The 13,792-nt window shown below is 63.0% G+C and carries 14 protein-coding genes; 4 read left to right on the forward strand and 10 right to left on the reverse strand.

The window, feature by feature from the left end:
* Positions 1-92: 92 nt before the first annotated feature.
* The 8 genes from BQ8794_RS19250 to BQ8794_RS19285 all read right to left on the reverse strand — a co-directional run bounded on the left by BQ8794_RS19250 (position 93) and on the right by BQ8794_RS19285 (position 7,795).
* Complete coding sequence (locus tag BQ8794_RS19250; RefSeq protein ID WP_077380233.1) at positions 93-821, reverse strand: ABC transporter ATP-binding protein; 729 nt, start codon at positions 819-821, stop codon at positions 93-95.
* Positions 814-1,548: an ABC transporter ATP-binding protein gene (locus BQ8794_RS19255; protein WP_077380234.1), complete on the reverse strand. Its 735-nt coding sequence runs from the start codon at positions 1,546-1,548 to the stop codon at positions 814-816. The genes BQ8794_RS19250 and BQ8794_RS19255 overlap by 8 nt, the downstream gene beginning before the upstream one ends.
* The gene (locus BQ8794_RS19260) at positions 1,545-2,513 is read right to left on the reverse strand and encodes a branched-chain amino acid ABC transporter permease (protein ID WP_077380235.1); all 969 of its coding nucleotides are present in this window, start codon (positions 2,511-2,513) and stop codon (positions 1,545-1,547) included. The genes BQ8794_RS19255 and BQ8794_RS19260 overlap by 4 nt, the downstream gene beginning before the upstream one ends.
* Positions 2,513-3,379, reverse strand: coding sequence for a branched-chain amino acid ABC transporter permease (locus tag BQ8794_RS19265; RefSeq protein ID WP_077380236.1), 867 nt, complete (start codon positions 3,377-3,379; stop codon positions 2,513-2,515). Before BQ8794_RS19265 ends, BQ8794_RS19260 begins: the two co-directional genes overlap by 1 nt.
* Before the next feature lie 61 nt (positions 3,380-3,440).
* Positions 3,441-4,649: an amino acid ABC transporter substrate-binding protein gene (locus BQ8794_RS19270; protein WP_077380237.1), complete on the reverse strand. Its 1,209-nt coding sequence runs from the start codon at positions 4,647-4,649 to the stop codon at positions 3,441-3,443.
* Between the two features lie 360 nt (positions 4,650-5,009).
* Complete coding sequence (locus BQ8794_RS19275; protein WP_244555027.1) at positions 5,010-6,281, reverse strand: NAD(P)/FAD-dependent oxidoreductase; 1,272 nt, start codon at positions 6,279-6,281, stop codon at positions 5,010-5,012.
* Between the two features lie 3 nt (positions 6,282-6,284).
* A complete protein-coding gene (locus BQ8794_RS19280; protein WP_077380238.1) occupies positions 6,285-6,602 on the reverse strand; it encodes a 2Fe-2S iron-sulfur cluster-binding protein in 318 nt (105 codons plus the stop codon).
* Positions 6,603-6,613: 11 nt separating this feature from the next.
* Positions 6,614-7,795: a cytochrome P450 gene (locus tag BQ8794_RS19285; protein WP_077380239.1), complete on the reverse strand. Its 1,182-nt coding sequence runs from the start codon at positions 7,793-7,795 to the stop codon at positions 6,614-6,616.
* Between the two features lie 101 nt (positions 7,796-7,896).
* Here BQ8794_RS19285 and BQ8794_RS19290 point away from each other — a divergent pair, with 101 nt between their 5' ends.
* Positions 7,897-8,853, forward strand: a complete 957-nt coding sequence (locus BQ8794_RS19290; protein ID WP_077380240.1) for a LysR family transcriptional regulator — start codon at positions 7,897-7,899, stop codon at positions 8,851-8,853.
* 92 nt (positions 8,854-8,945) lie between these two features.
* On the opposite strand, the gene BQ8794_RS19295 is transcribed toward BQ8794_RS19290, so the two are convergent.
* Entirely contained in the window at positions 8,946-9,488 is a 543-nt protein-coding gene (locus tag BQ8794_RS19295) for a cupin domain-containing protein (RefSeq protein ID WP_077380429.1), read from the reverse strand.
* 61 nt (positions 9,489-9,549) lie between these two features.
* Entirely contained in the window at positions 9,550-10,704 is a 1,155-nt protein-coding gene (locus BQ8794_RS19300) for an alcohol dehydrogenase catalytic domain-containing protein (protein WP_077380241.1), read from the reverse strand.
* Between the two features lie 308 nt (positions 10,705-11,012).
* Here BQ8794_RS19300 and BQ8794_RS19305 point away from each other — a divergent pair, with 308 nt between their 5' ends.
* The 3 genes from BQ8794_RS19305 to BQ8794_RS19315 all read left to right on the forward strand — a co-directional run bounded on the left by BQ8794_RS19305 (position 11,013) and on the right by BQ8794_RS19315 (position 13,780).
* On the forward strand, positions 11,013-11,804 hold the full coding sequence (locus BQ8794_RS19305) for a fumarylacetoacetate hydrolase family protein (RefSeq protein ID WP_244555029.1): 792 nt from the start codon (positions 11,013-11,015) through the stop codon (positions 11,802-11,804).
* A 104-nt stretch (positions 11,805-11,908) separates the two neighbouring features.
* Positions 11,909-12,808 (forward strand): VOC family protein, encoded by a 900-nt coding sequence (locus BQ8794_RS19310; RefSeq protein WP_244555030.1) that lies wholly within the window; start codon positions 11,909-11,911, stop codon positions 12,806-12,808.
* 90 nt (positions 12,809-12,898) lie between these two features.
* Positions 12,899-13,780, forward strand: a complete 882-nt coding sequence (locus tag BQ8794_RS19315; protein WP_077380244.1) for an alpha/beta hydrolase — start codon at positions 12,899-12,901, stop codon at positions 13,778-13,780.
* The last annotated feature ends 12 nt before the right edge of the window (positions 13,781-13,792 follow it).

Below are 13,792 nucleotides of genomic sequence, written 5' to 3' on the forward strand. Positions count from 1 at the left end.
TCTATGGCATCGGCTGCGGCTGCGGCAAGCCTGGTGGATCAGGTTGCCCGATGTCGGGCGGCACCAGCAGATGGTTGGCGTGCGGCAGTCCGCTAATGCGCTGCCGCCGCGGCGGCGTCGCCGAGGTAGGCACTCATGACCTTTGGATCTTTGAGCAGGTTTGGCGCCGTGTCCTCTCCGACGATCCTTCCCGTCTCGATCAGGTATCCGCGATCGGCGGTCTTGAGGCTCAGCCGCGCGTTCTGCTCGACGAGCAGGATGCCGAAACCTTCGGCGGCGATGGTGGCCAGTGACTTGAACAGCTCCTTGGACAGCAGTGGCGACAGGCCGAGGGAGGGCTCGTCCAGCATCAGGATGTCCGGCTTCGACATCAGCGCCCTGCCGATCGCGACCATCTGCTGCTCCCCTCCCGACATCGTCTGCGCCAATTGGCGACGGCGTTCGGCGAGCCGGGGGAACAGCCCGTAGACAAAATCAAGCATTTTGCCCGCGTCAGGCTTCGCGCGCCTGGCATGGCTTCCAAGCCGCAGGTTCTCCGCCACGGTGAGTTCGCCAAAGATGCCTCGGCCTTCCGGGACGAGCGCGATCCCCTCCTCCACCATCAGATGGGCGTCGAGTTTCGTGACATCCTTGCCGTTCATGACGATCCTCGTGCCGGCCTCCGTCCCGACGAGCCCGGCGACAGCGCCGAGGAAGCTGGACTTTCCCGCGCCGTTGGCACCCAGGATGACGCAGATCTCGCCTTTGGAAACGCGTGCGGAAACGCCTTCGAGCGCAACATGGCGTCCGTAGCGGACGCCGAGATTGGACACCTCAAGCATCGTCGTCGTCCCCCAGATAGGCGCGGACAACCTCCGGGTCGGCCAGGACGCTGGCCGAGATGCCGTCGGCGATCTTCGCACCGGAATTCATGACGACGCAGCGTTGGCAAAGCGAGCGGATGGCATCCATCACATGCTCGACCATGATGATCGTCCGGCCCTGCGCACTGATCTCGCGGATGAGTTCCATGCCGATCCTGAGTTCGCTGGGGTTGAGGCCGGCGAGCCACTCATCGAGCAGCAGGACATGAGGGTTGCTCGCAAGGGCACGGGCGAGCTCTATTCTCTTCTGGTCGATATAGGTCATTGCCGCCACGGGAATCTCCTCGCGGCCCTTCAACCCGACCCGTGCCAGCAGTTCGCGGGCAAGCGTCAGTGCCTCGCCGCCCCAGAGCCTGTTGTGCCCGAAGACGGCGCCGGCGACGACATTCTCCACCGCGCTCATGGACGGCAGGACGCGTACCAGCTGGAAGGTCCGGGCAACCCCGATCCGGGCGATCTTGTGGGCTGCCAGTCCGGCGATGGGCTGTCCGGACAGGAGAATATTGCCCGATGTCGGCGACAGCGCCCCCGATATGAGGTTGAGCATCGTGGTCTTGCCTGAACCGTTCGGGCCGATCAGTCCCAACAGCTCGCCCTGGGCGACCTCGAAACTCACATCGTTGACGGCGACGAGGCCGCCGAAGGCCTTGCGCACCCTGTCGATGGCCAGCAAAGGAACGCTCATCTCCCCTCCTCCACGGTCGTTGCCAGCAAGCCCTGGTCGGTTGGGCGGCGACGACGGAACAGGCTTTCCAGCTGGCCCGTGACACCGTCGGGAAGCACATAGACGATCGCCAGGAAAGCGATGCCGACTATCACCGCCGTCTGGTTAGGGAAGTGGCCCGAAATGAAGTCCATCACCAGGGTGAAAGGGACGACGCCGACCAGGGGGCCCCACAGGCGGCGTGTCCCGCCGAGCAGAGCCATGATGACCACAAGGAAGGACGTCATCGGATTGAAGGCCGCGTCCGGCGTGATGTAGGAATAACGAGGCGCCATGATCGCGCCGGCCACGGCAATGAAGGCCCCCGAGACCGCGAACAGGATGATCCTGGCGCGAGCGGTGTCGACGCCGACATGGCGCGCCACGGCCTCGTCATTGCCGATGATGCGCAACGCCAGGCCCAGCCGGGACCTGTTGATGAGCCACCCGGTCATGAACACGATCACCGTCAGCGCAAGCAGCATCCAGTAGAGATGCGCCTCGGTGAGATCGGTGAAGATGTACAGCCCGATCGTGCCGCCGAAATTGGTCTGCACCCAGGTCACGATCTGGCCCATGAGCTCGGCAAGGCCGAGCGTGAAGATCACGAAATAGACGCCTGAGAGCCTGAGGGTCGCCAATCCGACCAATATGGCCAGCAAGGCACCGGCGGCGACCGCGATGAGGACGAGCGCCGGGAAAGGCAGGACGTCGATGAAGATCGCGACCGAATAGGTTCCGACGCCGAAGAAGGCGGCGCTCGCCAACGAGACCAGGTGCGTGGGCCCGGAAAAGAGCGCCCAGGCCGTGCATATGGCCGCATAGAGCATGATGTTCACGCTGACCGACAGCCAGAACCCCTCGGTGACCAAGGGAAGAAAGGCCAGCACAGCCGCGCCGGCAAGGCCGGCGCCAACAGCCAGAAGTTCATTGCGCGGAATATTCATCACGCCGGCCGCTTTCCGAAGATGCCCTGCGGCCGGAACAGCAGAACGAGGATGAAAAGGGCGTAGTTGGCCGCCAGCGTCAGCCCCGGATCCAGCAGGCTGGCGACGAGCGTCTCGGTAAGGCCAAGCACGAGGGCGGCGAGAACCGCGCCACGAATGTCGCCGACACCGCCCATGATCACGATGATCAGCGCCTTCATGGTGAACAGCACGCCCATCGACGTGTTGAACGTGTAGAAGGTCGACAGCAGCGTGCCGGCGCAGGCCGTGATCGCGCCTCCCAGGGCAAAAGCGAAGGCCGCCGTCCGGCGCACATCGATCGCCACGAGCCGTGCGGCGCGCGGATCGACGGCGACGGCGCGAACGGCCGTGCCGCGGTCGGTGTGGTAGAGGAAGACGTAGAGAGCGGCGGCGATGACGGCCGCGGCGACACAGGCCACGACGCGGTTGAGGCCGAACGAGTCGCCCATGATCGAGAAGGGCCGGGCGAGGAACTCATAGTTGAAATAGGACCCGCCGAAGGCCTGCAGCATCAGCCCCTGGAACAAGAACAGCAGTCCGAAAGTCGCCAGGATCGAATCGACCTCGAGCATGCCGCGGTTCCTGGCCCGCTTCACCAGAGGCTGCATCAGCCAGGCATAGATCAGCCAGTTGATGACGAAAGCGCCGGGGCCGATCACCAGCAGGCCAAGAAGCGGATTGATGCCGTAGCCCGTATACAGCCAGAAGGTGACGAAGCACGCGGCGACGAGCGTCTCGCCATTGGCGAGGTTCATTATCCGCGCCACGCCGTACTGCAGCGTGAGCCCGAGGGCGATGAGCGTATAGGTGCCCCCAAGGAGCAGGCCTGTCAGCAGGATGAGCATTGGTATTCTCGCGGTGAGGGTCTGGCGCCACGAGGACGCCGAGGCCCCTGGGAGGATCGGATCAGTTGCTGGGCCAGACGGGCTTGATCACTGGCTGCTGCGCGCCCTGGAGGTTCCCGGTCGCCCTGACGCCATGAACGACGCCATCGCTCCACTGGCCCACCGTCCAATTGTTGTTGTTGATGTTATTGTCGAAGTGGACATCGCCGATGACGGTCTTGAAGGTGCCCGACTGGATTTCCTTGTTGAGCGCTTCCTTATCCAGGCTGCCGACGTGCTCGACGGCCTGTTGCAGGATCTCCAGGCTGGCATAGGCCACCGGGCTCGCCCACCAATCGGCTTCCTGGCCCGTCACCTCGAGGTGCTCCTTGCGATAGGCCTGGAAGACGGGATCGCTGGCATTGACACCGCCCATGATCAGGACCCCGTTGGCAGCGGCGCCAAGGCGTTTTCCGTAGGCGTCGAGATTGCCGCCGACGCTGACGAAGAACGCCTTGACGTTGAACTTCTGCAACTGCGCCTGCTCGGTGAGAGCGAAGCTGTCCGGCGGGTAGGAGTAGGCGACGAAGGCGTCGGGGTTCGCCGCCTTGGCGCTTGCTATCACGGGAGCGACGTCCTGGTTGCCGAGCGGATAGGAGCTTTCGTAGACGATATCGAAACCGGCCTGCTTGAGCGCCGGCTTGCCGGTCTTGATCATCTCGAGGCCGAAGGCATCGGAGACGTTGACCACCGCGACCCGATTGCCGATCTTGCCGGCGTCGCGCAGATCCTTGAGCGTGCCGACGATACCGTCGGCGATGCCCTGTGCCGGGCCGAGCAGCCAGAACGTGTTCGGCCAACGCTTGACGAATTGGTCGAGATCGTTGGCATTGCCGGTGGAGACGATCTGCGGGTAGCCATATTTCGCGATCAGCGGGGCGGTCGCGAGATTGAGGCCTGTCGAATATGGCGGGATGATCAGGTCGACCTGGTCCTGGGTGGCGAGACGCTGGATGTTCTTGACCGCCTCTTCCGGCGAAGACTTGTCGTCATACTCGACGATCTCGATCGGCCGCATCTGATCGCCGACCTTGAGGCCGCCGGCCTTGTTCACCTTCTCGGCCCACAGCTTGATGTTCGGCCAAAGCACACCTGACGCGCCGCCCGCGAGCGGCCCGGTCTTGGATGCGCTGACGCCGATCCTGACCGGGTCCTGCGCCATGGCGGCGCCGATTGTGCCGACCGCCAAGGCCGCCGAAAGCATGAGTACATTGAAACTGCGTCGCAACATCGATTCCTCCCAGTTCTGGTTGCAGTGGGCGCTCCCCCGCCTCGCGGCTCGCGAGAACGAGTTGTTCGCCCGATCCTCCCTAGCGAATTGCTTAGGCCATTTTCCTCCGATTATCCATCTAATTTCGTAATATCTACTATTTTCGTTATTTTTCTTGAATGACGATATTCCTCGCCGGACCCGATTGGCCGGAGCACGAGGCTGCGCCCGTCCAAAACCGCTTCCGCCTCGCATCATTAAGATACAATATGGTATTCAGATACTAGTAAGAATGTCAATACCAAAAGTCTGCCGGTGCGTCCCTGCTCCCTGCTTATCCGTCAGGCGACGCGGAAACGCGGGGTTTGCCGGACCGGGCCTTCATTTCGAGCTCGCCAGGGCCTCGAGCGCCAGCACCGGGTCCGCTACCTGAGCGGGGTCGGGGCTGGCCGACGCGGCAAGCAGGCGCTTTCCGATCAGATAGTCGCGCGGTGCATTCAGCCCGTCGACGGCGACGAACTGCCCCTGGCGGTAGTACCAGTGCGACCGTCCTGGGCCCGCCCCGTGCCTGACAACCACCGTATCGCCCGGCCTGGACAGGCCGGCGATCTGCAGCTTGAGATCGAACTGATCCGACCAGAACCATGGCTTCGGCTTGTAGGGCTCGCGCGCCCCCATGATGTTGCGGGCGACCAGGTCGGCGCTGTCGATGGCGTTGCCGACGCTCTCCATCCGCAGCCCTCCTCCCGGCAAGGAGAAGTTGGCGCAGTCGCCGGCGGCCCAGATGAACGGGTCGTCCGTGCGCCCGTACGCGTCGACGGCCATGCCGTTGTCGACGACAAGGCCTGCCTCAGCCGCCAGCGCCGTTTGCGGCATGCCGCCGATTCCCGCCACGACGACGTCGGCGGCGATGATCGTGCCGTCGTCGAGCTTTGCACCGGCCACGTGGTCAGTGCCCAACAACTCGTCCACCGCCTTGCCGAGATGGAACGTCACGCCCCTGGACCGGTGAAGGTCTTCGACAGCCCTCGCCGTTTCCGCCGAGGCCACCCGCGCTAGCGGCCGATCGGCGGCCTCCACGACATCCACTGTCATGCCGAGCCCACGCGCGACGGCGGCGATCTCAAGGCCGATATACCCACCGCCGATGACAAGGAGCTTGCCTCGCCTTTTGAGCGCCGGCCGCAACGTATCGATGTCGGCGAGCGTACGGATCGTCAAGATACCCGTGAGGCCGCGCGAGATCGCCTGCGGCAACTTCCGGGCGGTCGATCCGGTTGCGAGCACGAGACGGTCGTAGGCAAACATGCCGCCATCGGCGAGACATACGCGCCGCCGGCCGCGGTCGATGGATGCGACGCGCGTTCCCAGTCGCAACGCGATCCGGTTCTTTGCGTACCAGTCCTCCGCTTTCAGCTTCAACCGGCCCCGCTCGAGTTCGCCAAGAAGATAGGCCTTCGACAGCGGAGGACGTTGGTAGGGAGCATCGGCCTCGTCCCCGATCAGGGTGAGCGATCCCACAAAACCGTTCGCCCGCAGCTTCTCGGCCGTCGACAGGCCGGCCTGTCCGGCGCCGACGATCACGATGCTGCTTTCGTTGCCGGGTATGGCGGTGGCGGGATGGTCGACGTCGTGGGGCATGGCCAGCCGCAACCGCTAGGCGGCCGGAATGCGGACGGAAACGTTGTCCAGCGCGTCGCTGACCCTGATCTGGCAGCTCAGCCGGCTTCCGGATTCGCGCGGCGCTTCGGCGAAGTCCAGCATGTCGTTTTCATGCTCGCTGATCGGCCCGAGCGCCACCATGATTTCCTCGGGAAGCACGACATGGCATGTGGCGCAGGCCGCCGAGCCGTTGCATTCGGCGATGATGCCCGGCACACTGTTTTCAAGTGCGGTTTCCATCAAGGTGCGGCCGTTCTCGGCCTCAAGGGCGAGTTCCGCGCCGTCGGCGAGGAGGAACTTGATCTTCGGCATGAAACTCTCCCTCAAGCGTCCCAGATGACGGGCATATGCGTGGGGCCACGAAACACCCAGCCGCGGATGCGGACGCGGTCCGGATCCTTGAGCCGGAGATTGCGCAACCGCTCGAACACCGTCGGCACGGCGATCTGGCTCACCAGCGCGCGCGACACCCATGTGCCGGCGCAGAAATGCGATCCGGCGCCGAACGCCAGGTGCGACTTCTTCTCCCGGAACACATCGAATTTCTCCGGATCGCTGAAACGGCTGTCGTCGTGGTTGGCGGCGCCGACGCATAGACCGACCTGCTCGCCCTTGCGGACCAGCGTCCCCGAGATCTCGACGTCACGGGTCAGGCGGCGCGGATACATGCCGATCGGCGAAATCCAGCGCACCGCTTCCTCGAAGGCCTGTCCCCAGAGCGAAGGCTCGGCGCGAATGCGCGTGAGCTGGTCCGGGTTCTGCAGCAGGCCAAGGATCAGCGTAAGGATCGAGTCGCGGGTCTCGTTCAGCCCGCCCCCGATTGCGACCTTGATGTTGGCGTAGATCTGCTCGACCGTCTGCGGAGGATCGGCCTGGAGCATCGAAGACAGCATCGAAGGATTTGGATTGTCCCGATGATGGGGAAGCATCCTGTCGACGGCGCTCTCGACGCCGCTGGCTGCCTCCTTCGCCTTGCGAGCGATCTCCGGGTTATGCGAGTAGTTGCCGGAACCGTCGATCAGCGACTGCGACCACAGTGCCATTGTGCGCCAGTCGACGCCGTCGAAACCCAATATGTCGGCCAGTGCGCGTGCCGCGATCGGCGCGGCGAGTTCCTCGAAAAGTTCGGCCTCGCCCCTGTGCTCGATCTGCGAAATAACGTCGTCGCAAATGGCCCGCATGGGGTCGGCCCAGCACCGCTTGACGACACCAGGCCGCAGGCTCGGATCCATCGCTGCCCTTTCGCGGGCATGATCGTCGCCGTCCTTGCGCATCAAATTCGGCCCGATCACAGTGTTCAGCAGCGACTGCGGATTGGTGGAGGAAAACGTCTCGGGGTCGCGTTCGATGGCCATAATGTCGTCGAAGCGCGTGACCATCATGATGTTGGCCGCCTCGACCTTGACGACCGGCCCGAGGTCGCGGACGCGCTTGAAGACCGGATACGGGTTGGCAAGCAGGTCTTCGAACGCAACGTCGTCGACCACTTTCACGGCTTCGCTCATGATTTCCTCCTGTCGGGGAACGGCGTACGAAATCGACGTGTATTTAGCAATGCGATGAGTTAGATAGATGTCATCGAAAATTTGCATGGAGGAGGATAGCAATGCTGCCCGACGAGCTTGCCAGTGTGGACCTCGCGGCCTTGCAGACGCTTGTTGCTGTCCAGGACCGCGCCTCGTTTTCCGACGCCTCCCAGCTTCTCGGCGTTAACCAGTCCACCATAAGCTACGCCATCAAGAGGCTGCGAAAGGCCTTCAATGATCCGCTGTTTGTCCGCCAGGGCAATTCGATCGTGGCAACCGATAAGGGCGAACAGCTGGCCCAGCAGGCACGCGGCATCCTTGAGCAGATGGCGGCGCTTTCTTCGCCGTCGGGTTTTGACCCAGCCACGGCCGAAGGAAGCGTAACGGTGTCCTGCAACCATCATGAGCGGATGTTTCTCATTCCGGACTTTCTGCGGCGTGCGCAGAAGGAGGCGCCGCAGGCGACGATCCACATTTTCGAGTCCGCCGTCGACGGCAAGCAGCAGCTGAAGGAGAACACCTGCGATATCGTGCTTGGCCCGGTCTCGATTCTCGGGGACATCTACTACCGCAGGAAGATGTTTTCGGATCACTATGCTTGCGTCATGGACCCGGCGCACGAACTCACGCGCGGAGCACTGACGCTTGAGCGCTATTGCGCTTCGCGGCATGTCGCGGTCACCCATAACGGGCGCTGGGAGGCTCTCTATTTCGCCGCGCTGCTCGCCAGGGGCATCGAGTTGGAGCCGGACGTCACCGTCTCCAGCCATGACATACTGGAACGCCTGATACCGGCCTCCGAATTGGTGGCGACGATTCCGTATCGACTGGCGCGTCGCCTTTCGGACAGGCTCGCTTTGCGCCCGTTCCCGATGGACGTCTTCATCCAGGTCGACATGTACTGGACCGAGCGCACGCACCACTCCGGCCTGCACCGCTGGGCCCGCCAGATCCTGGCCGAGGTCGCCGAGGAGAATCTCGGCGACGGGGACCCGCCCACGGCAAGACGAGATGATCGCCTGACGGGCGGACAGTAAGCCTGGGCAGACGAAGCCGGTGCCGCGCAAGCGGAGCGCACTTTACCAGCCAGACCAAGCTGGATGGACGATCCGCCCGGGAGTGACAACACTTACACCGTGGTCGCCCCGAGCATGACGACCGAGATCGTCACCGGCTCGGCGAAGGGATTGCGCCAGGCATGGCGCGCGCCCTGCTGCACCACCGTATCGCCCTGTGCCAGTTCGACGGTCTTGCCGTCGTCAAGCTCGAGGACAAGCCGGCCCTTGACGACGGTCACGTAGTCGACCGTCGGCGACTGGTGCATGCCGGGATTGTCCATCTCGAAGAGTTCGGCGATGCCGGGCGCGGCCTTCAGGTGCTCCGGACCCGCCAGTTCGGGCTTCCAGTCGGGCGACATCATCACGCTGTCCGGCGGAAAGGTGATTATCCAGAACACCGAACCTCCGACCGAAGCGAGCATCGTGCTTTCGTTCGCCATCGGGTCGGCACCGTCCCGTTTGGCCAGATCCGGCGTCCCGTCGATCTTCCACTGCGGGGACGAAACCAAACCGGGCGTGTGCTGCAGCGCCATCTCGCGCGGCGAAGAGCCGTCGCTGATGAATACCGATTTTCCTGCTGCGTTCTTTCCGGTGACAACGCGGCGAATGTTCATGTCTTGATCCTCCCAGATAACATGAATACCATTGGGTATCAGAATACCCATAAGTATGCAATTACGGATGGACCACAAAATTTGAGAACCCACCATGACGCTGGGCGATACCCGAAATGGCCTCATTGACCTTGCTCATGGGCGTCGCCTGGGTTTCCAGGAGGTCGAAGCTGACCTTGCCGATCCCGACGAGGTCGGCCATTTCTTGGCCCTCGGATGTCGTCAGCCAAGCCGAACCGATAAGACGCTGGTTGCGGTCCATCATCATGTGCACGTCGATGGGAACCGCGCCCATCACGGCGCCGATGTCGACGGCGATACCGCCGCGGCGCAGCGCCCTGAGGCCCGCCAGGAAAGGCTCTTGCGGCGTGCCGGGACCGTTGCAGTCGATAAAGGCGTCGACACCCTCGCCATGCGACGTCTTGGAACGGGCCCATTCGTCTGCCGATCCGTCGTCCAGCGAATGCGTCTCGATGATGCCAGGCGCCAGCGCTTCGATCTCCTTCAGCAGCTTCCTGTCGCGACCAGTGCCGAGAATCTTCTTGACCCCGAACGACGGGCCGAACACTGCGATCGATATGCCGAGCGTGCCGGAGATGCCATTGACAAGGATCGTGTCACCGGGACCGACCTGCGCTTTCTTCAGAGCGGAATAGCCGGTGCCCATGTAGCCGAGCCGTGCCGCCTGATCGAAGGTCATGTTGTCGGGCAGAGCCACAATCGCCGATGCCGGCGCGGCCATGTACTCGGAAATGCCGCCGACCGGGTAGTCCTCGAATGTCTGAAGCGCTTCATGGCTAAAGCCGAAATAGCCCTGGAAGGCGTAATGGCGGCAGGAGATCGTGTCGCCGCGCCGGCAATGACGGCAAGAGCCGCAGGAGCGCCCCGGATTGACGTAGACCCGATCGCCGGGCCTCAGACTGTGGACTTGGCTGCCGACCGCCGCGATCTCGCCGGTCGGGTCGAGGCCGAAAATCGCTGGCAGCGGCGGCTGCGGCATGTGGGGAAACCAGGTCGGCCACATCGCCAGGATGTTGGCGAGGTTCGGCACGATGCCGCACGATCTGACGCGAACGAGCACGTCCATCGACCCAAGCTTCGGGACCGGCACTTCCTCGATCCTCAGCTGGCCGCCGATCTCGTGCATGCGCGCGGCCTTCATCGTCTCCGGAATTGCTGTCACGTCGATACCTCCCTTTCGCTCAAACCAGCGCATGCCGAGCTTCTCTCGCGCACATGGGCCTCCTCCCGAGGCCAGACCGGTGGTCGCATAGTTTTTTCGAAATATCAATCTTTTTTCGTAACTTTGTGATGATGACCACGGACTCGGCACCACGCCCAGGCAGCGGTCAGACCATTTCGGCCTGAGATCGGGTTGCTTGTCGCCTTCTTAACGATGGCTTGCCTATTTTCGAAAATCCGGTTTACTCCGAGGTCGGAAGTACCTGCTTTCAAGGTGCGTCGTAAATGGGTGAGTCTTTGAAATTCGCTTCTTTCGTTGAACGCAACGGTGCCGGCTACGGAATGGTTGACGGTGAAATCATCCTGCGGCTGGATTCCGTTCCCGGCGCGCCGCCGGATCTCAAAGCCTATCTCGATAGCCGGTTTCCCGACCTCACGCCCGATGAATGCGATCTCGAAGCCTTGCCGCTTGCTGAAGTCAGCCTGCTGCCGCCAATTCCCAACCCAGGCAAGATCTTCTGCGTCGCCACCAACTTCCACGAGGATGACAAGCCGGCGCCACAGTTCCCGCTGCTGTTCATGCGCCACGCGCAAGCACAGACCGGCCATGGAGGCGCCATCCTGAAGCCAGCGGTTTCCGACAAGCTGGATTTCGAGGGTGAGTTGGCGGTGATCATCGGCCGCCGCGCACACAAGATCGTGCGCGGCGAAGCAATGGCGTACGTCGCCGGCTATGCATGCTTCAACGAGGGGAGTGTGCGCGACTGGCAGAAGCACTCGAGCCAGTTCACGCCCGGAAAAAACTTCTACCACAGCGGCGCGTTTGGTCCCTGGATGGTCTGTACGCGCGAGATTCCGGACCCGGCACGCCTCCTTCTGGAGAGCCGGGTCAACGGCGTGAGCAGGCAGTCGATCGCGATCGACCGGATGATCTTCGATATCCCCTGGCTGATCTCCTACATCTCGACATTCGCCCCGCTCGACCCTGGCGACGTCATCGTTTCAGGCACGCCATCAGGCTTCGGCGCAAGCCGCAATCCGCCTGAATTCCTTTTCCCTGGCGACGAGGTCGAGATCGAGATCCAGGGCATTGGAACGCTGCGAAACACCGTGATCTCGGATCAGTCGTCCTAATATTTCGCAATAATATCTTTTTTTCGAAATTTGTTGCCGTGGAGCTGAGTTTGATCTAAGGAGATCGCCAGGACCACGCTGCGGCCATAGGAAGGAGACTGGTGATGCACCTGGTGTTTGGGGTCGGTCACATAAAGCTGAATGTCCGTGACGTAGATGCCGTGATCCACGACTCGACGGAGATTCTCGGCCTGCGGGTCACCAAGCAGGCGGCGGGCGAGACATGGCTGAGCTCGAACGGCCGCAAGGCAGAACTCGTGCTTCTCCATTCCGAGGAGAATTCCTGCCACACGATCGGGCTCGAAGCGCTGACCGCCGAGGCTGTCGCGGAAGCCGCCTCACGCGTCGACCGCGCCGGCTGCCGGATCCTCTCGCGTGAACCGAGCTTAGCCTGCTGCGACGCCGGCGTGACCTTCGCGACGCCGGACGGATTGCGCTTCGAGGTGCACACCCCGGCGCGCGACGACATGTACAATCCGCGCTACCCGACCAACGGCATCAAGCCGCGGCGGCTCGACCACATCAATCTCATCACCCCCGACCCGGTCGCCACAAGGCGACAGCTCTCCGAAATCTGCGGCATGCAGCTCACCGAGCGCATGGTCAACGAGGCTTTGAGCTGGATGCATGGCGGCAACCGCCAGCACCACATTCTGGGTCTGGTGAAGGGTCCGGTCGGGCTTCACCACTACTCTTTCGAATTCAGCCACTTCAGCGACTATTGCCGGCTTGGCGACATTCTCGACGGGTTCGACCGCCAGGTCGTTTGGGGGCCGGGCCGCCATCGTCCGGGCGACAACACCTATGCCTATTACCTGGATGCCAGCGGCGCGATGGTCGAGTGCTCCGGCGCCATGCACACAGTCGCCGACGACGCCCACTTCGTACCCAACGTCATCACCAATTTGGAGCGCCCGGGAAACGTCCGCCAGATGAATGTCTGGGGTTCTCCCGCCCCTCAGGAATGGCGCGAGCACCATTTTCCATTCGCCAGGATCGACTGATCCGGAAGGCGGCGGCAGACCACACAGGCAAGCAAGGCGAAGCAGCTCGGCTCGGGCGGGGCGGGGCGCTGCTTCGGATAGGAGATTGTTATGCAGGAAAAACTGACGTTCGAATCCGACGGCCTGAAACTATCGGCGGTTCTGCACATTCCCGACAGCCACCGTCCCGGACAGAAGCTGCCGGCATTCATTGTCTGCCACGGCTTCGTCGGTTCCAAGGACGAGTCGCACGCCCAGATCCAGGCGGAGATGATGGAGACGTTCGGCTATGCCGCGCTGCGCTTCGACTTCCGCTGCTGCGGCGAGAGCGAGGGCGAGCGCGCTCAGGTGCGCTGCTTCGATCAGGTCGCCGACGCAAAGAACGCGCTGACCTTTCTTGCCAAGCGCCCCGAGATCGATCCGAAGCGAATCGGCATCACCGGCCACAGCTTCGGCGCCGCGGTTTCGGTCTATACGGCCGGCGTCGATGAGCGGGTCGCCTGCGTCATCTCCTCATGCGGCTGGGGTCACGGCGAGCGGAAGTTCCGCGGCCAGCACCCAACGCCGGAGGCCTGGCAGCGCTTCATGGGCCTGCTCGAGAAGGGACGCGAGCACAAGCGCGCGACGGGCGAGAGCATGTGGATCTCGCGGTTCGACGCGGTGCCGATCCCGGAAAAATTGCGCAACAACCTGTCGCCCAAGGCGATCATGAAAATCCCGACCGAGACGGCATGGAGCATGATGAATTTCAGGGCGGAGGACGTGGTTGCCAACATAGCGCCCCGGCCAGCCCTGTTCTTCCACACTGCCGACGACATCATCACGCCGACCGAGCAGTCCATCCGCCTGTTCGAAAAGGCCGGGCAGCCGGCCGAGCTGATGCTGATCTCGGGCACCGCCCACTTCCCGCTCGCACCGGAGGACGCGCCGCGCACCAAGATGATGCTCAAGGGCTGGCTCGACAAGTTCTTCCCGGCAACCCCAGCAGCTTGAGGTCGATGCGTC

Source organism: Mesorhizobium prunaredense (assembly GCF_900156895.1).
GTDB classification, from domain to species: domain Bacteria; phylum Pseudomonadota; class Alphaproteobacteria; order Rhizobiales; family Rhizobiaceae; genus Mesorhizobium; species Mesorhizobium prunaredense.